General features: G+C 44.2%; 16 protein-coding genes. 9 read left to right on the top strand and 7 right to left on the bottom strand.

All coding sequences use genetic code 11. The annotated features are described in order from the left end of the window. Nucleotides 1-104: 104 nt before the first annotated feature. Nucleotides 105-761: an NAD(P)H-dependent oxidoreductase gene (locus AB4482_RS20050; protein ID WP_017077057.1), complete on the bottom strand. Its 657-nt coding sequence runs from the start codon at nt 759-761 to the stop codon at nt 105-107. Between the two features lie 291 nt (nt 762-1,052). Then, nucleotides 1,053-1,919, bottom strand: coding sequence for a hypothetical protein (locus tag AB4482_RS20045; RefSeq protein WP_017061512.1), 867 nt, complete (start codon nt 1,917-1,919; stop codon nt 1,053-1,055). A gap of 570 nt (nt 1,920-2,489) precedes the next feature. Between AB4482_RS20045 and AB4482_RS20040 the strand changes: the two genes are divergently transcribed. The 3 genes from AB4482_RS20040 (at nt 2,490) to AB4482_RS20030 (ending at nt 6,301) form a co-directional block, all read left to right on the top strand. Continuing rightward, nucleotides 2,490-4,382 (top strand): PTS mannitol transporter subunit IICBA, encoded by a 1,893-nt coding sequence (locus AB4482_RS20040; protein ID WP_372181500.1) that lies wholly within the window; start codon nt 2,490-2,492, stop codon nt 4,380-4,382. Nucleotides 4,383-4,565: 183 nt separating this feature from the next. Then, complete coding sequence (locus AB4482_RS20035; RefSeq protein ID WP_009846102.1) at nt 4,566-5,714, top strand: mannitol-1-phosphate 5-dehydrogenase; 1,149 nt, start codon at nt 4,566-4,568, stop codon at nt 5,712-5,714. Between the two features lie 50 nt (nt 5,715-5,764). Beyond that, a complete protein-coding gene (locus AB4482_RS20030; RefSeq protein ID WP_198592367.1) occupies nt 5,765-6,301 on the top strand; it encodes an MltR family transcriptional regulator in 537 nt (178 codons plus the stop codon). A gap of 261 nt (nt 6,302-6,562) precedes the next feature. On the opposite strand, the gene nagB is transcribed toward AB4482_RS20030, so the two are convergent. Both nagB and AB4482_RS20020 read right to left on the bottom strand, forming a co-directional pair. Then, on the bottom strand, nt 6,563-7,363 hold the full coding sequence (gene nagB, locus AB4482_RS20025) for a glucosamine-6-phosphate deaminase (RefSeq protein ID WP_372181498.1): 801 nt from the start codon (nt 7,361-7,363) through the stop codon (nt 6,563-6,565). Between the two features lie 606 nt (nt 7,364-7,969). Beyond that, nucleotides 7,970-8,323 (bottom strand): DUF413 domain-containing protein, encoded by a 354-nt coding sequence (locus AB4482_RS20020; protein ID WP_017061517.1) that lies wholly within the window; start codon nt 8,321-8,323, stop codon nt 7,970-7,972. Between the two features lie 154 nt (nt 8,324-8,477). Here AB4482_RS20020 and AB4482_RS20015 point away from each other — a divergent pair, with 154 nt between their 5' ends. Next, nucleotides 8,478-9,368 (top strand): LysR family transcriptional regulator, encoded by an 891-nt coding sequence (locus AB4482_RS20015; protein ID WP_017061518.1) that lies wholly within the window; start codon nt 8,478-8,480, stop codon nt 9,366-9,368. Nucleotides 9,369-9,551: 183 nt separating this feature from the next. Here AB4482_RS20015 and AB4482_RS20010 read toward each other — a convergent pair whose 3' ends face one another. Beyond that, nucleotides 9,552-9,755, bottom strand: coding sequence for a hypothetical protein (locus AB4482_RS20010; protein WP_017061519.1), 204 nt, complete (start codon nt 9,753-9,755; stop codon nt 9,552-9,554). A 236-nt stretch (nt 9,756-9,991) separates the two neighbouring features. Between AB4482_RS20010 and AB4482_RS20005 the strand changes: the two genes are divergently transcribed. The 3 genes from AB4482_RS20005 to AB4482_RS19995 all read left to right on the top strand — a co-directional run bounded on the left by AB4482_RS20005 (nt 9,992) and on the right by AB4482_RS19995 (nt 12,434). Further along, on the top strand, nt 9,992-11,368 hold the full coding sequence (locus AB4482_RS20005; protein ID WP_017061520.1) for an AlkA N-terminal domain-containing protein: 1,377 nt from the start codon (nt 9,992-9,994) through the stop codon (nt 11,366-11,368). A 25-nt stretch (nt 11,369-11,393) separates the two neighbouring features. Further along, entirely contained in the window at nt 11,394-11,876 is a 483-nt protein-coding gene (locus tag AB4482_RS20000; protein WP_017061521.1) for a methylated-DNA--[protein]-cysteine S-methyltransferase, read from the top strand. 171 nt (nt 11,877-12,047) lie between these two features. Continuing rightward, complete coding sequence (locus AB4482_RS19995; protein ID WP_017061522.1) at nt 12,048-12,434, top strand: hypothetical protein; 387 nt, start codon at nt 12,048-12,050, stop codon at nt 12,432-12,434. A gap of 14 nt (nt 12,435-12,448) precedes the next feature. Here AB4482_RS19995 and nhaD read toward each other — a convergent pair whose 3' ends face one another. Both nhaD and AB4482_RS19985 read right to left on the bottom strand, forming a co-directional pair. Then, nucleotides 12,449-13,888 carry a sodium:proton antiporter NhaD gene (gene nhaD / locus AB4482_RS19990; protein ID WP_372181496.1) on the bottom strand — a complete coding sequence of 480 codons (1,440 nt, stop codon included), beginning with the start codon at nt 13,886-13,888 and terminating at the stop codon, nt 12,449-12,451. 254 nt (nt 13,889-14,142) lie between these two features. Continuing rightward, nucleotides 14,143-14,319, bottom strand: a complete 177-nt coding sequence (locus AB4482_RS19985) for a hypothetical protein (RefSeq protein ID WP_017061524.1) — start codon at nt 14,317-14,319, stop codon at nt 14,143-14,145. A 525-nt stretch (nt 14,320-14,844) separates the two neighbouring features. Between AB4482_RS19985 and AB4482_RS19980 the strand changes: the two genes are divergently transcribed. Beyond that, nucleotides 14,845-15,588: a nucleoside recognition domain-containing protein gene (locus tag AB4482_RS19980; RefSeq protein WP_372181495.1), complete on the top strand. Its 744-nt coding sequence runs from the start codon at nt 14,845-14,847 to the stop codon at nt 15,586-15,588. After that, a complete protein-coding gene (locus tag AB4482_RS19975; protein ID WP_372181494.1) occupies nt 15,588-16,055 on the top strand; it encodes a YjiG family protein in 468 nt (155 codons plus the stop codon). Before AB4482_RS19980 ends, AB4482_RS19975 begins: the two co-directional genes overlap by 1 nt. Nucleotides 16,056-16,105: the final 50 nt, after the last annotated feature.

Raw genomic sequence — 16,105 nt, 5'->3', positions numbered from 1 at the left:
GTTTGCTTAGAATGACTAGGCTACTTCTCCCTCACCGCGATTAAAACGCTTTTGACTAGGCGTCCCCATCCGAACAAAATTTAACCACGAAAGGTCAACACGCCCTAAAGTGTTGTAACCACTTCATCAAGCGCTAGACGCGCTTTTGGTTTACCGTGGTTGTAGTCTTCGCCGTCTTTGTGGAAGCCGATAGCCAGTGCTACATCAACAACGTGACCTTCCAGTTCGTCAGCAAACTCTTCGCCGATCATAGCGGCATCTACGCCTTCCATTGGTGTTGATGCAATACCAAGACGAGCCAGTGTGTGCATTGTGTTACCTAGTGCGATGTACACTTGAGACTTAGTCCAGTTACCGTTGAAACCCGTTTCGTCTGTGTTCATTTCTGCGAATGCGTAAGCACCTAAGAATTGCTCGTACATTTCAGCAGGTAGGTGACCAGAACTTACTTCTGTATCAGCACGCTTCGCGAATTTCTCTTTAGTGTATTTAGGATCGTGAGCAAACAGGATCGTGTGTGACGCTTCTTTCGCATGTGGTTGGTTAAACTGGAACATGTTCTCGAAAGTATTGTGGAAACGTTGTTTTGCTGCGTCGCTCTCAATGATGATGAATTTCCAAGGCTGAGAGTTGATAGAAGAAGCTGATAAACGAAGTGCTTCTTTGATTACTTCCATGTCTTCCGCAGAGATGCGTTTGTCGGCATCGTATTTTTTAGCTGTGTAACGAGTGTTTAGATCAGTAATGATTGGATGAGTCATGTTGAATCCTAATATCTATCAATAATAAATGTTGTAGGGTTTTATGTTCAGTTACGTCAACAATAAACGGATAACCAATTTAAACGAATCTCAATAGATTGAACGTCTAAATAGTTATCGAACATGCCCCAATAAATCGAGTATCTGCGGTAGCTCAAGTCGATGGGTGTAAGATAATAGAAGAATGACTCGGGAAAAATAGCGAACATATCAAATCACTATGGTTAGTAATGTCCATAATGATTCAATAAGTGTGATCTTAATGGAGGTGGAATCTCTAGATTCAGTAGCTTAGTACGCTTTGATACCATATTGGCGCAATAATGGCGGAAGTACGCTGTCTAGGTTGGGGATATCTTCTGGCGTGATTTCGATTAAACCAAAACCATGCTCTTCATAGATTTTTCTCGTAGCTTCACGTTTATTTTCGGCGATTGGCGCAGAATCAGTTCCCCAGAACTGGATGTATACTTTGCCACTTGGTAGATAAAAATCGCTGATCACTTCTTTTGATATCGGAAGCGGACGCTCGTACGCATGGACCACTCCTGCCATATAAAGCCAGTTATCAATGATCAGCTCTCCCTTTGATCGAACATAATGCCCGTCTAAGCTTCGGTGCTTCGCCTCAAATTTCTGACGAAAACTGGAGAATGACACATCGGTCGAGTGGCTTTCAGCATCATGCCCTAGGAATTCAACAACAGACTGCTTTAAACGTTTATTGCGAACCAATGAGTCGTGCCATACCACGAATAAGTTTTGAGTCGCTTTGTCTTCTCTTTGTTCACCTCCGGCTTTTAAGCCTGTAGAGGTGACATGCCAACCGTCTTCTTCTTTTGTTATCCAACCAAGCTCGTTGAGCAGTAAGTTGATTTTCTTTGCGCTGAGTTGAAAGGCACTGCCAAGCTGGGTGGCGGTGAGTGTTTTTCCTGAGAATGAGTCCAAATCGATAAGCAGTTTCTCTGGCCAGACAATAAAGACACCAAACTTCTTGTGTTCGACATATTCCCCACCAAAGCTTTCTCCCCGTTCTGTGAGAATCCAACGCTCTTGTGAGCGCACGATATAACCCGCTGTTTTTAGATCGCTAAATAAAGTTTTAGCTTCTATGCCTTTTTGTTTAGCGAGTGCGGATGTGGAAATTTTGTCTGACATAGTCTTTTCTCAAATAGCAGAGTGATCCGCTGATGGGTTTTGGTGAGATACATGATGTGATAGCACAGGCGAGTACCATATCACATCTACTAATGCCAACTGCTGCTCACTGGTCTATGTTTTTAGTAGAAAGTCATGTCTGATTTTGATTTTGTGGGAAATGTGGTTCTTTCTGTAATTAAATTACATGATTAGCGATTCTGCTCATCTGGGTGCATATTTTCTATACGTGACACGATGTTCTTTTATACGGTTTATATAGATCTTAGATGCTATATTTTATTAAGTGTGATTTTGATCACTATTTATTTTTAAGTATTACAAGATAAAGCGTGATCTAGATCTTGCGTTAATGATATTTATTCTCATTAATTTGGCTTTGTAATTTTAATTCATGGTATTTTTGTGATCTAAAGTGCTCTTGTTAACCCTAAAGTGTTTTTCGTGTGTGATGGTTGTCACGAAAGTTGGGCTAAGGTGCATTTTAGAAATGTTGTGATACATTTTAATCGACTTTTGAGTACACACTTTCGGTCATTTGACCAACCAATACATTACGGGGTTCTACCTATGTTATCACCAGAAGCAAAGATTAAGGTTCAAAACTTTGGTCGTTTCTTATCCAATATGGTAATGCCAAACATCGGCGCATTTATTGCGTGGGGTTTCATTACTGCACTATTCATCCCAACCGGTTGGTGGCCTAACGAAACGTTAGCATCAATGGTTGGCCCTATGATTACATACCTATTGCCACTATTGATTGGTTACACCGGTGGTAAAATGGTTGGTGGTGACCGCGGTGCGGTAGTAGGTGCCATCACGACAATGGGTGTTATCGTTGGTACTGATATCCCAATGTTCATGGGTGCAATGATTGTGGGTCCACTAGGTGGTATCGCAATTAAAAAATTCGATGAAGCTGTTCACGGTAAAGTGAAGAGTGGTTTCGAAATGCTAGTGAATAACTTCTCTGCGGGTATCATCGGCATGATCTGTGCGATCATCGCGTTCATCGTGATTGGTCCTGCGGTTAAGATTCTATCTGGCGGACTTGCTGCTGGCGTAAACGCAATGGTAGAAGCAGGTGCATTACCTCTAGCATCTATTTTTGTTGAACCTGCGAAAATTCTATTCCTAAATAACGCAATCAACCACGGTATCTTCTCTCCACTAGGTATCCAGCAATCTGAAGAGATTGGTCGTTCAATCTTCTTCTTAATCGAAGCAAACCCAGGTCCTGGTTTTGGTCTTCTACTTGCTTACATGGTGTTTGGTAAAGGTAGCGCGAAGCAATCTGCTGCTGGTGCATCTATCATCCACTTCCTAGGGGGTATCCACGAAATTTACTTCCCTTACGTTCTAATGAACCCACGTCTAATTCTTGCGGTAATCGCAGGTGGTATGGCGGGTGTATTCACTAACGTAATGTTCGATTCTGGCCTTATCTCTCCAGCATCTCCAGGTTCTATCTTCGCAGTCTTACTGATGACGCCAAAAGGCTCTTACATCGGCGTGATTCTATCTGTTATCGCAGCAACGGCAGTATCGTTTGTTGTAGCGTCAATCCTTCTTAAAACATCAGCGCAAGATGATGAGGAAGATTCACTAGAGAAAGCTTCTGCACAAATGAAAGACATGAAAGCGTCTTCTAAAGGTGCAGCAGCAGAAGCAAACGTAAACCTAGCGGATGTAAAAGCAGTTTATGTAGCGTGTGATGCGGGTATGGGTTCAAGTGCAATGGGTGCAGGTCTACTACGTAAGAAAGTAGCAACAGCTGGCCTAGACATTGAAGTAACCAACTACGCAATCAACAACCTACCGGCTGATTCGCAAATCGTTATTACGCATAAAGACCTAACAGACCGTGCTCGTAGCACTGTGCCAGGTGCGATGCATATGTCTCTAAGCAACTTCCTAGACGGCGGCGTATACGACCAACTAGTTGCTGAGCTTGTCGATGCTCAAAGTGGTGAAGCGAAAGTAGAAGCTCCGGCACCTGCAGCAGCTCCAGCGCAAGAAAGCAACAAGCTTGCACTCACTGACGACAGCATCTTCCTTGGCCTTAAAGCGACTCAAAAAGAAGACGCAATCAAGTTTGCTGGCGAACAATTAGTAAAACTTGGCAACGTATCACCAGAATATGTAGATGGCATGTTTGCTCGTGAAGAGCTTGTGTCTACTTACCTAGGTGAGTCTATCGCAGTACCACACGGCACAATCGAAGCGAAACAGTACGTACAAAAAACCGGCATCGTTTTCTGTCAGTACCCTGAAGGTATTCAGTGGGGCGAAGATGAAGATGATATCGCGAAGATGGTTATCGGTATTGCCGCACAAGGCGATGAGCACAACATGGTGCTGATGGCTATTACCAATTCACTCGATGATGAAGAAGCTGTGGAATGCCTACAGAACACAACAAACCCTGCTGATGTTCTACGTATTCTCAACGGAAACTAAAAAGCTCTAGTCAAGCTCCTGAGTGAAGGAGGCCGGTATCCCCCTACTGGCCTCATTTTCGGTCTTAATCTTTCTAACAAGATTCAGTCTGAATAGCTTACTGCTTAATGCCTAGGGCACATCGTCAAGGCATGTTGTTGAGCAGTTAGCTATCTAGATTCAAATATTTATAAGGTCAAAATTATGAAAGCGTTACATTTTGGTGCAGGTAATATCGGTCGTGGTTTCATTGGTAAGCTTCTTTCTGATGCTGGTATGAAGGTTACGTTTGCTGACGTAAATGAAACGGTTGTAAATGCGTTAATTGAACGCCAAGAATACCCAGTTAAGATTGTTGGCGAAGAGTGTGTTGTCGAAGTTGTTAAGAACGTGACAGCAGTAAACTCAGCGACAAGCGCAGTAGTAGATTGCATTGCTGAGTCTGATCTTGTGACGACTGCAGTGGGCCCTACGGTTCTTAAAATCATCTCTAAGTCTATCGCTCAAGGCATTGAAAAGCGTGCAGCAGCAAACAACACTGCACCAATGAACATCATCGCGGCAGAGAACATGGTTCGCGGTACTAGCCAATTAAAAGCAGCCGTGTTAGAGCACCTTTCTGATGAAATGAAAGCGTTCACTGAAGAGCACATTGGCTTTGTTGATTCTGCGGTTGACCGTATTGTTCCACCGGCAGAAGCGGGCGAAACAGATCCTCTAGCGGTAACGGTTGAAACGTTCAGCGAGTGGATCGTAGATCAAACACAATTCAAAGGTGAGATTCCAAACATCCCAGGAATGGAATGCACTGATAACCTAATGGCTTTCGTTGAGCGTAAACTGTTCACGCTAAACACAGGTCACTTGGTAACGGCATACCTTGGTGTGCTTGCAGGTCATGAGACTATTAAAGACTCTATCGAAGATGACGTAATCCGCGCTGAAGTAACAGCGACGATGGAAGAGAGTGGTGCGGTTCTGATTAAGCGTTACGGCTTTGATCCAGAAGCACACGCTGCTTACATCCAAAAGATTCTAGGTCGTTTTGCTAACCCGTTCCTACGTGATGAAGTAGACCGCGTTGGTCGTCAGCCAATTCGTAAACTGAGCCCGCAAGACCGCCTAGTTAAGCCTCTAAACGGTACATTAGAGTACGGCCTACCGAATGCTCACCTAGTAAAAGCAATCGCTGCTGCGTTCCATTACAAGAACGAAGACGACCCACAAGCGGTTGAACTTCAAGCAATGTTCGCAGAAAAAGGCTTTGCTGAGACATTAGCGCATTATTCTGAGCTGAATAGTGACTCAGAAGTTGTTAAACTAGCGGAAGAAGCTTATCTAGCATTGAAATGATAAACCATCAAAGTGCCACACCAGTGGCACTTTCTTATTGTCGAGCCGTTATGCCAATACAAACAAGCCATGAAACTGAATTACTCGAAGCCCTTTCGGAAGCTGAGAGTGCTAGCGCCTGCCTAATGGCTGCTTATGATGCATTGGACGACACGGTAGATGCCGTATTAAAAAACATCTTTAAGAAAGACGACACTGCAATTAAGTTCGTTGTCGAGCCACTTCTCAACAGTGGTGGGCCGTTAGGCGAGATCATGATTCGTGCTAAGTTGCTACTCGGACTTGGCGTGATCAGTAAAGAACTCTACGACGATCTAGAGGTTTTCGTTACCTTGAAAGAGTGGGCGAAAATACAGGGTGAAGACACCAGCTTTACAGAAGTTGATGTGATATTTGAGCTCAACAAGGTGCACGCGATTCAGCGTATTATGCCTATCGAATATGACGCGGAGATGGTGGAAACGATGTCTGGCCCAATGCTTGAAATGTTCTTGGGGCGACATAATCAAAAGGTGAAGTCGACGATCGTATTAGCTATCACTGACATTATCACTACCCTATGCCGAGATAACGCGCTGAGCTCTTAGCTCTAGTTTGCAGCTCTGCTTATCTTGTTTCACATCCTACATAACTTGTAGCTGTTCGTTCGTTTCAATACAAAGATTAAAATGATGGCGGTTTCTCTCGTTGGAGAAATCGCTTTGTTGTTTTTGTGCTTCTAAAAAATATCCGAAATATCTTCCCATTAAATACAAAAGCAGCAGGCACAAAAAAAGCCACATTCAGTGGCTTTTTCTATTCAAGACGCTCTCTTTATAAAAACGCCCTGCTATTCAAGACTATAGGAATTATAGGTCTTGGATGTTCTCAGCTTCTAGCTCTTGGAAGTAGCGTAGAGTCTTAACTTTTAGCTCTTGTTGAGCTGGCTCATCAGCAACGATGATAGCTTTACGGTGCATCTGTAGAGCTGTAACAGTCCACATGTGGTTTACAGAACCTTCGATAGCCATTTGAAGCGCTTGAGCTTTGTTGTGGCCTAGAGAAAGGATCATCACTTCTTCTGCATCTAGAAGAGTCGCAACACCGATAGTTAGTGCGTATTTAGGAACTTGGTTGATGTCGCCATCGAAGAAACGAGAGTTCGCGATACGAGTGTCTTCAGTCAACGTTTTGATACGAGTGCGTGAAGATAGAGAAGAACCTGGTTCGTTGAATGCGATGTGACCGTCGATGCCTACGCCGCCCATGAACAGGTTGATTTTGCCGTATGAACGGATTGTCTCTTCGTATGCTGCACAGTGAGCATCGATATCTTCAGCTTTGCCGTCTAGCAGGTTGATGTTTTCTGCTTGGATATCAACGTGGTTGAAGAAGTTCTCGTGCATGAATGTGCGGTAAGACTCTGGGTGGTTAGGGTCGATGCCAACGTACTCATCCATGTTGAATGTTACAACGTGCTTGAAGCTAACTTCGCCAGCTTTGTAAAGTTCAATTAGCTCAGCGTAAGTAGTTAGAGGTGTGCTACCAGTAGGAAGACCTAGTACAAATGGACGCTCAGCCGTTGGAGCGAACTTGTTGATTGAATCTGCGATATGACGAGCAGCCCATTTACCTACTTTAGCTTTGTTGCTTAATGGAATAAGTCTCATTGATTTTGCCCCTAGAAATAAAATTTTATAGTGTTCTGAAACATTAATTCGCATTATAAAATAAGTTATCCAGTTCCGCTATTGTTTTAGGTCAAGTTTTTGCTTTTTTCGTCGTAACTGTGACTGGAACTCTCAAAATTGCACAATTATTGTATGGATATTTGGTGGCGTTAAACAAGATTAATACGTTTGTCATATACAGCAATGTTGATCTAATTCAGCACCTGAAAGGGTTGGTGTGTTTCTATGCCTTGATACGATTATTGCAATAATGGCATCGCTCGAACCATTGACGAATTTTGGTGCATTAACGTGTTTCGAGTATAAACAAGCGTTGAGCGTATAGTTGAAACTAGAAAAATAATGATGGCAATGGAGCGCTATCGTGATAAAAGACAGGGGCAGGATGAAGAACGATGAATCTCAGTGGGATGAATACCCATAAGATTGAACGAGAGCTGTGTTTTAGTCACGCTATCGCTATGAATTGTATATAAATATTGGTAAGAATGGATAGGTTGGCTAAACTTACCAATTACAAAGAAGATGTGTGTTTGAAGGCAAAAAAAAGCCCAAAGTGATGAGGTATCACTTTGAGCGATTTTACTAATCTTCTAACACTAACTCACTTTCGTATTCTTCCCTAGATACGTCGCCGCGTTTGCAGCCGTTTAGGGTGTGAAAGCGACGGCGTCCACGAGCCAGTTGAATGTACTTCAACCAAACACGCTCTAACTTGGACTTTGCCTTATGAGGGTGAGACAACACTTTAATGAAGTGTTTTTCTTCTGCATTGATTGGTGCTAGTTCACCAGTTTCAAGTGCAAGCATAGTGTCACCAAACAAGGTTAGGATTTCCTCTTCTGAAAGAGTAAAATCACCCGACTTAGCGAACCCTCTCGGGAATTTAATGGTGTCATAAAAACGTTTTTTTCCGTGTCGGAATTCGGTCTCAGACATATCAGCCTCAGTAATGTGGTTAGATAGAAATTAGTGTTTATTGCTCACGCGAAAATATTGTTAAAAGGCTAAAATAGGAAACAAAATGTTTTTGCCTTTACGATAAACAATCCTAGATCGGCTAGTTAGCAGATTTATTACAGAGATGTATTTGATGGATGTGAAAGTATTTAGAACCTTTCTTGAGGTTGCAAGGGTGCGCCATTTTGGGCGTGCAGCTGAAAACTTGTATTTAACACAAGCGGCGGTGAGTGCGCGGATCAAACAGCTTGAAGGCTATTTTGATACTCAGCTCTTCATTCGTGACCGCAATAACATCAAACTCACATCTTCCGGTGAACGTTTGATTGGTTATGCCGAAGTGATGGTGTCCACCCTACAACAAGCCAAATTTGAGCTGTCGTTAGAGAGTGGTAAAGCCTTGCAGTTAACGCTGGGCGGCACGCCGAATATTTGGGATGCGTATCTGCAAAACTGTTTAAGTGTGGTAACCGACTCTTTTGGTGGTTACGGCTTTATGGCAGAGGTGATGGGGCGCGAGCAACTGAACCGTAATTTGTTAGAACGAACCTTAGATATGGCTTTCGCGTTCGATCAGATCAAAGCAGAAGAGCTGAACTGTAAAAAAGTCGCTGACTTGGTTTTGGTGTTGGTATCAACGCAGCAAGATGATCTGGAATCTGTATTTCAACATAAGTATGTTTATGTGGATTGGGGAACGCGCTTTGGTTCTGAACACGCAGAACGTCACCCTAAAGTGCCAGCACCGTACCTACGTACCTCTACAGCCCGTATCGCCCTCGATTTCATTTTAGAGAAAGGCGGCAGTGCGTATCTTCCGGTGTCTCTAGTCGAACCTTTTATCGATTCGGGTCAGCTGCACAAGGTGAAAGGGGTTGAAGACTGGTATCTCCCAATTTATCTGAGCTACCGTAAAAGCAGTACCTCGGTTGATGCGATCATGCAGGTTGAGAAGTTGGTTAATGAGATTGACCCATCGACGGCTTACACATTGCAGCAAGCCGCTGAACAAGCACCTGAGTAACGGCATTCGCGGTAAGCAGTGGCTTTGCTGATTAGATTCAATAAAAAATGGCTCCCAACTAATTGTATAGTTGGGAGCCATTTTTGTTTTAAACCAGAAATGTACTTCTTTTCGGAACTAGAGATCGTTTCTAATTCCATAAATATCGTTTAGGCCTGGTATGTGTAGCCTTTATTAAAAGCCCTATAGGTTCATTAGATTCTCAATAGACTCTTCAAGAGAGTGTGACATGTACGAATGGATTTGATTGCCATCCGTTGCGTCAATCTCGATCATAGAAATCCCGTTGTCCGCTTTGTCTTCAAGAAAGCTTAGAGACTGCTCGACTGATTGACTGGTGAGAACCTGTTGATTTGATAAAACAATACGACATGTGTGTAGAACCATAGCCTTTTCCTTTTTATATTCGATAGGTCTCTGCATCTTGGCGTGCTAAGTACCGATCGTTGACGTTGTGAGAAGAATGCCCTCTCTAGGTTAAATTTAGTCGAATTGAATAAAATTAAAACCCTTTTTTGTGATTTATCTGACCTTCGCTTCCGAAAGTGGCTAGCGACAATGGTGGTTCACGGTAAACTTTTAGGTATCGGATCAAACGCTATGGTAAGTGGGAAGAGTACGGCATGTCGAAAAAGATCAATCACAACAGCAGCTTAACCAGTGAGCAGTGCCATTTGGCTCGATATGCACGAGATGCTCGCTTTGATGGGATGTTTTTTACAGCGGTGAAAACGACAGGAATTTTTTGTCGCCCGATTTGCCCAGCCACACCACCCAAAGAAGAAAACGTCGAATATTTTTCCCATCAAGCTCAAGCATTGAAAGCGGGATATCGTCCTTGTTTACGTTGTCGACCAGACAGCGCACCTTTTTCGCCGGCTTGGAAGGGCGTCGAAACCACTTTCTTACGTGCGATGCAGTTGATTGATAATGGCGCTCTGAATTCAGGATCTATCGTCGACCTTGCAACGCGGTTAGGTATTTCAGATCGTTATTTACGAACCTTATTCGACAATTACATCGGCGTGTCACCCAAGCAATATAGTCTGTACAGTCAATTGATGTTTGCCAAGCAGTTGCTGCACACCAGTAGCATGAGCATTACTGATGTCGGCTTTGCTAGTGGCTTCAATAGTACGCGCCGTTTTAATGATGCCTTTCAAAAAGAGCTGCAGCTTTCGCCAAGCCAAATTAGGCGAGCGAAGCCAAGTGACACTCAGAGTAATCATATTCAGCTTGGTTTTCATGGACCCTTAGATTGGAACCACTTGTTGAGGTTTTATCGACGAAGAATGATTGAGGGCTTAGAAGGCGTTGGCGAAGATTATTATAAGCGCACGGTAAATGTGAACGGGTCAAAGGGTTGGTTCAAGGCGACTTTAGCCAAAGATAACCGCTTGGATATTGAATTCGAGTTGGATGATATAAGCCAATTAAGAAGCTTGATTGCGAATATCCGCCGTATGTTTGATCTTGATGTCGATATTGCCAAGGTTGAGACGTTCTTTACGACTATCGATCCTAACTTGGTGGCTAAGAGTGGTATCCGTATTCCTGGCGTGTGGAGTGCTTGGGAGGCAGGCGTGAGAGCGATTCTAGGACAGCAAGTTTCGGTAACCGCGGCGATTGGTCAGCTTAACTTATTGGTCAAAGAGCTTTCTGATGAACATGAGAAAGCCAGCTTCCCAACACCAAAACAGATAGCGGACGCTGATGTTAGCTTCTTGAGAATGCCGGGAAGCCGCAAAGAGACCCTAAAGCGTTTTGCCGAATACATGGTCGACAATGAAGCTGAGCATCCTTCCAAATGGATTGAGCTAAAAGGGATTGGGCCTTGGACTATTCAATATGCACTGCTTCGCGGGTTAAGCGAACCTAATCATCTGTTGGTTGGTGACTTGGTGGTGAAGAAGTTTATTGAGCATCGCCCCGCCATCAACACGGAGAGTGTTTCGCCTTGGGGTAGTTACGCCACGTTCCACTGTTGGAATCAGTCTTAATCGGAATACTAAGCTAGGAGATATCATGGACAACCGTTTTACTTACTATGAGAGCCCATTGGGAACCGTGACGTTACAGGCGAACGATGAAGGCTTGCTCGGCCTTTGGTTCGAGACACATACCACCAAGCCGGAACCGTTGGGTGTTCAAGATGATAGCTTTCCGATCTTTGCATTGGCTATCGAGCAGCTTAATCGCTATTTCTCGGGCGAAGCTATTCAGTTTTCTGTGCCGATTGCAGCCAAGGGCACGCCATTTCAGCAGTCGGTTTGGCAGGCGCTGACGACCATTCCTTATGGAGAGACTTGGAGCTATGCACAACTGGCCGATGCGATAGGCAATCCGAAAGCCGTTCGTGCTGTGGGTTTGGCGAATGGCAAAAATCCGGTTTCAGTGATTGTGCCGTGTCACCGTGTGATTGGTAAAAACGGCAAACTGACGGGTTATGCAGGTGGCGTAGAACGTAAACAGCACTTATTGGTGATAGAGGGAAGAGAGCAAGACTAGCAAGCGATTTAGCCATGAGCCTGTCGAGATGCTGGCTGAATATCTCGTACTACTTAATGGTGAAGGCGAGTGGTTCTTAAAATATGACTTTGCATTAAAATCAACGCTTTCTGGGAAATATCGATTTGGTTGCATATTCTTTGACTATGTTCTCTAGGCAAGGATGCCCAAATGAATAGATTCCCCTTACTAATATCTGGCTGCAGCTCTGCATTATTGCTGACAGGTTGTTTAACTGATACCAGCCGACCTTTCGAGGTTCCACAGCTTGCTCTGTTCAAAGGTATGTATGAGAACGCAGATAATGACAGTTATCTACTTTTTGAATCCGGGCAAGTGACTTATCAAACAACGGATAATTCCGTGACTCGAACCTATCGTGTTGATGATGACTTGATCACCATTGAATTCAATTCTGGAAGCAGCCGAACTGACTCTAGACTAGTGATGCGCATTCAACAGAAGGGCGAGATGCTAACTTGCAACCAATGTCCAGCGATACAATTGAGTAACGTCTGGACACTTGTAGATAAGCCTGTGAAAGACAGTTCGAACTAGAAAAGATCTCCGAATTAGAAAAGATCGCCATTAAGCCATAGGTGTGCAGCGATACTGACGGCATAGCCAATCATGATCACTGGCATCCATTTCAAGTGGCCAAAGAAGGTGTATTTGCCATGCGCCGCGCCCATTAACGCCACACCTGCCGCACTACCAATAGATAACAAGCTGCCGCCAACGCCTGCGGTTAAGGTGATCAGTAGCCAGTTACCCATCGACATTTGAGGTTCCATCGATAACACGGCAAACATCACCGGAATGTTATCGACAATCGCAGATAAGATCCCCACCATGATGTTGGCCCAAATTGGATCCCATTGGCTATACATCACGCCAGAGGCAAGCTCCAAGTATCCCAGTAGACTCAAGCCACCTACACACATTACCACGCCGTAGAAGAACAGCAGAGTGTCCCATTCGGCATGGGACACTCTTCGAAATACATCAAAGGGCACGACTGAACCGAGTCGCTTCAATGCCCCCCCATCATTGTTGGCAATCGCCACCGCTTTTTTCTTCGCCAGTGAATTTGGTAAGGTCTTACGCAAGAAATAACCAAAGAACTGTAGATACGCCAGCCCCATCATCATGCCCATTACTGGAGGGAAGTGGAGTACGGCATGGAAAGCAACCGCAGTGCTGATGGTCATGATGAACAACAACACGATGCGTCTTGCACCGCGTTTTAATTCAACGTGCTGATGCACCGTGTCGGGTTGGGTTGTGGGAACAAAGTAAGACATGATCATTGCAGGGACGAGGTAATTCATCACTGAAGGAATAAATAAGGGAATGAATTCACTGAAGCTCACATAACCAGCCTGCCACACCATCAACGTTGTGATGTCACCGAATGGGCTGAACGCGCCGCCAGCGTTAGCGGCTATCACGATATTCACACAGGCTAGGTTAACGAATTTAGGGTTAGATCCTGCGACTTTCAGAACCACGGCGCACATCAATAGAGCTGTGGTGAGGTTGTCGGCGATCGGTGAGATAAAGAAGGCCAGAATACCGGTTAGCCAGAACAGAGAGCGGAAATTAAAGCCTTTGCCCACCATCCACGCTTGCAGCGCATCAAACAGTCTTCTCTCTTCCATGGCGCTGATGTAGGTCATGGCGACGAGTAGGAAAAGTAACAGCTCAGCGTATTCCAGTAAGTTGTGTTCGAGTGCTTGCTTAGCGACTTCAACAAGGTTGTGTTCTTGGTAGATAAAACCAATGATTATCCAGATCAGTCCTGCTGCAAGTAACACTGGCTTAGATTTTCGGAGCTTTAGGTACTCTTCCATCATCACCACGATGTAGGCGACAACGAAAATGGTCAGGGATAGGTAGCCAGCGAATGAGTTGGTGAGCTTGAGTGGTTCTCCCAACTGAGAAGTGGCAGCACCTGCTACCGAAGAAAAGAGTAACAAAGAGAGAACAGCAGAAAGCTGGATACCTAACATGGATTACGCTCCGAAGTTAATAAGTTATTAACACGGGTAAAAGAGTAGACCTAAATAACCATGTGCAGTGTGATAGATATCTTAATAATTCAATAGATTATAATGAAAGGAATAGACTGTGATGTGAACGGAATACGGTCTTACATACTCAAAATTACTGTCTTCCACACTTAAGTTAAAGACTAAAGACTAAAGACCAAAGAAAAAGCCCTACCGGACTCAGTGCCGATAGAGCTTATTCGAAATTGCCAACATTATGCAGCATTGAGATCAAACGTCAGTGTTTGTTCTGCTGCACATACTTCAACAGGCCAGCCATAGGATTGGTATTCAAGCGCAAGTTTGTCCGCTACTACGCGAGATACTGTTGCAGTGATCCACATGCCTTTGCCCATTACTTGATATTTAAGCGTTCTCATTTCCATAGTCATCACCGTTCTCCTTCTATATTGGCTGCGCGAAGTCTATAGCACCTCTGAGGGCTGAAATTTCGAATTAAGCTCAAATTCTTTATAAAATGGCTCACTGTTTGCGCTTGGCTCAAAACTCAATCAACTAAGGGAAAACGGTTGCGTTCTGGAAGCAAAATCACTTTTTAAGTCTCTGTATTATAATCGAATTAAAATTGACCAGAAAAACAATGTAAGAGATCTCTTACAGCATTATCAGAGATCGCACTAGGTAAAAACTTCTCACTAGAAGCCAGACTTGTGTGGCGATTGTGTGCGTTTTTGGTTGCGCTGTTGAAGCAAGATTTTTTAGTTTTGTATGTGAAATATTCTAATTTATTTAGCGTATGGTCCTGCTTTTAAATCCAAATCACAGTTTTATATGTTGCTGTGCTTCTTTTATTTAAACCGATACGCTATTTGATTTTGGTCATTAACCTTTCGCTCATTAGTTTGCACTATCTATACGTGTTCTGTTCCACATAAACGAGATGTATAGAGGTCCTTATGACTAATCCAACCAAAACCGATCGTAAAGTCACGATCGGCAGCTATATCGCACTCGCGTTCGCGATTGTGTTCTTTTCAGGCTTAATGCAGTCCAATGAATGGTATGGAGTGTTCGATTTTACAACGCTCAACGGTTCATTCGGTAAGGTCGCTTACGATGTGAGTGAAACGGCCGATGGTATTCAAGCGGCAACGACGTCACTGCGTGGTAAAGGCGGTAGTGGTGCTCGCGACGGTTTCATTTTTGCTTTGACACTTATTCCGACCGTGATGTTTGCACTGGGTATGATCAACGTACTTGAGCACTACGGTGCACTGGATGCGGCTCGTAAACTACTGACACCTCTGCTTCGCCCTCTGATGGGTATTCCGGGTAACTCAGGCTTGGCACTGATCGCTTCTTTGCAAAGTACCGATGCTGGCGCAGCGATGACACGTCAGCTGAAAGACGAAGGACATCTGACTAAGCGTGAAACCGATGTGTTCACCATGTTCCAGTTTACGGCGGGTGCGGCGATCGTTAACTTTTTCTCTTCAGGTGCGGTGCTGTTCACTCTAACCGCGATGGACGGCTCTTTAGCGGTGACATCGTCAATTGGTTTGGCTGTCGCTGTGATGTTTATCTTTAAGTTTGTCGGCGCGAATCTGTTCCGTATTTACCTCAACATTACTGAAGGCAAAGAAGACAAACCAAAATCAGACAAAGAACAAAAACTGGAAGAGGAAGAGGAAGTAGCATAATGAGCGAAGTTAAAGCAAAGAAACCATTGGTTACTGATATTTTCGTTGAAGGTGCTAAGAAAGGCTGGGTTATTGCGACTACCTCTACGGTACCGAATGTTCTGATGGCGTTTGTGATCATCAAGGCATTGCAGATAACGGGTGCGCTGGATTTGATGGGCAGTGTATTTGCTCCAATTATGGCGGTATTTGGTTTACCTGGCGAAGCGGCAGCGGTATTGATCGGTGCGTGGATGTCGATGGGTGGCGCGGTGGGCGTGGTTATCACGCTGTTTGACCAAGGTATTCTGAACGGCAACCATATAGCTATCTTGGCGCCAGCTATCTACTTGATGGGCTCTCAGGTGCAATACATGGGCCGTATTATGGGACCAATTGGTACTGAAGGTCGCTACATCCCGGTGATGATCGCGATTTCGGTATTGAATGCGTTAGGTGCAATGTTCTTGATGAACATTATTTTGTAACGTGACTTTGAACGGTTAGCTGCGAACAGCTTTCAGACGTTACAAAAAAG

The sequence above is a fragment of the Vibrio sp. 10N.222.55.C7 genome (assembly GCF_041473335.1).
Classification (GTDB): domain Bacteria; phylum Pseudomonadota; class Gammaproteobacteria; order Enterobacterales; family Vibrionaceae; genus Vibrio; species Vibrio crassostreae_C.
Note: the sequence above shows the minus strand (reverse complement) of the source record. Positions and strands in the feature narration are given on the sequence as shown.

Bases quoted from the DNA above. Each gene is read 5' to 3' on its own strand.
- AB4482_RS20050 (WP_017077057.1), bottom strand. From the start codon at position 761: ATGACTCATCCAATCATTACTGATCTAAACACTCGTTACACAGCTAAA.
- AB4482_RS20045 (WP_017061512.1), bottom strand. From the start codon at position 1,919: ATGTCAGACAAAATTTCCACATCCGCACTCGCTAAACAAAAAGGCATA.
- AB4482_RS20040 (WP_372181500.1), top strand. From the start codon at position 2,490: ATGTTATCACCAGAAGCAAAGATTAAGGTTCAAAACTTTGGTCGTTTC.
- AB4482_RS20035 (WP_009846102.1), top strand. From the start codon at position 4,566: ATGAAAGCGTTACATTTTGGTGCAGGTAATATCGGTCGTGGTTTCATT.
- AB4482_RS20030 (WP_198592367.1), top strand. From the start codon at position 5,765: ATGCCAATACAAACAAGCCATGAAACTGAATTACTCGAAGCCCTTTCG.
- nagB (WP_372181498.1), bottom strand. From the start codon at position 7,363: ATGAGACTTATTCCATTAAGCAACAAAGCTAAAGTAGGTAAATGGGCT.
- AB4482_RS20020 (WP_017061517.1), bottom strand. From the start codon at position 8,323: ATGTCTGAGACCGAATTCCGACACGGAAAAAAACGTTTTTATGACACC.
- AB4482_RS20015 (WP_017061518.1), top strand. From the start codon at position 8,478: ATGGATGTGAAAGTATTTAGAACCTTTCTTGAGGTTGCAAGGGTGCGC.
- AB4482_RS20010 (WP_017061519.1), bottom strand. From the start codon at position 9,755: ATGGTTCTACACACATGTCGTATTGTTTTATCAAATCAACAGGTTCTC.
- AB4482_RS20005 (WP_017061520.1), top strand. From the start codon at position 9,992: ATGTCGAAAAAGATCAATCACAACAGCAGCTTAACCAGTGAGCAGTGC.
- AB4482_RS20000 (WP_017061521.1), top strand. From the start codon at position 11,394: ATGGACAACCGTTTTACTTACTATGAGAGCCCATTGGGAACCGTGACG.
- AB4482_RS19995 (WP_017061522.1), top strand. From the start codon at position 12,048: ATGAATAGATTCCCCTTACTAATATCTGGCTGCAGCTCTGCATTATTG.
- nhaD (WP_372181496.1), bottom strand. From the start codon at position 13,888: ATGTTAGGTATCCAGCTTTCTGCTGTTCTCTCTTTGTTACTCTTTTCT.
- AB4482_RS19985 (WP_017061524.1), bottom strand. From the start codon at position 14,319: ATGACTATGGAAATGAGAACGCTTAAATATCAAGTAATGGGCAAAGGC.
- AB4482_RS19980 (WP_372181495.1), top strand. From the start codon at position 14,845: ATGACTAATCCAACCAAAACCGATCGTAAAGTCACGATCGGCAGCTAT.
- AB4482_RS19975 (WP_372181494.1), top strand. From the start codon at position 15,588: ATGAGCGAAGTTAAAGCAAAGAAACCATTGGTTACTGATATTTTCGTT.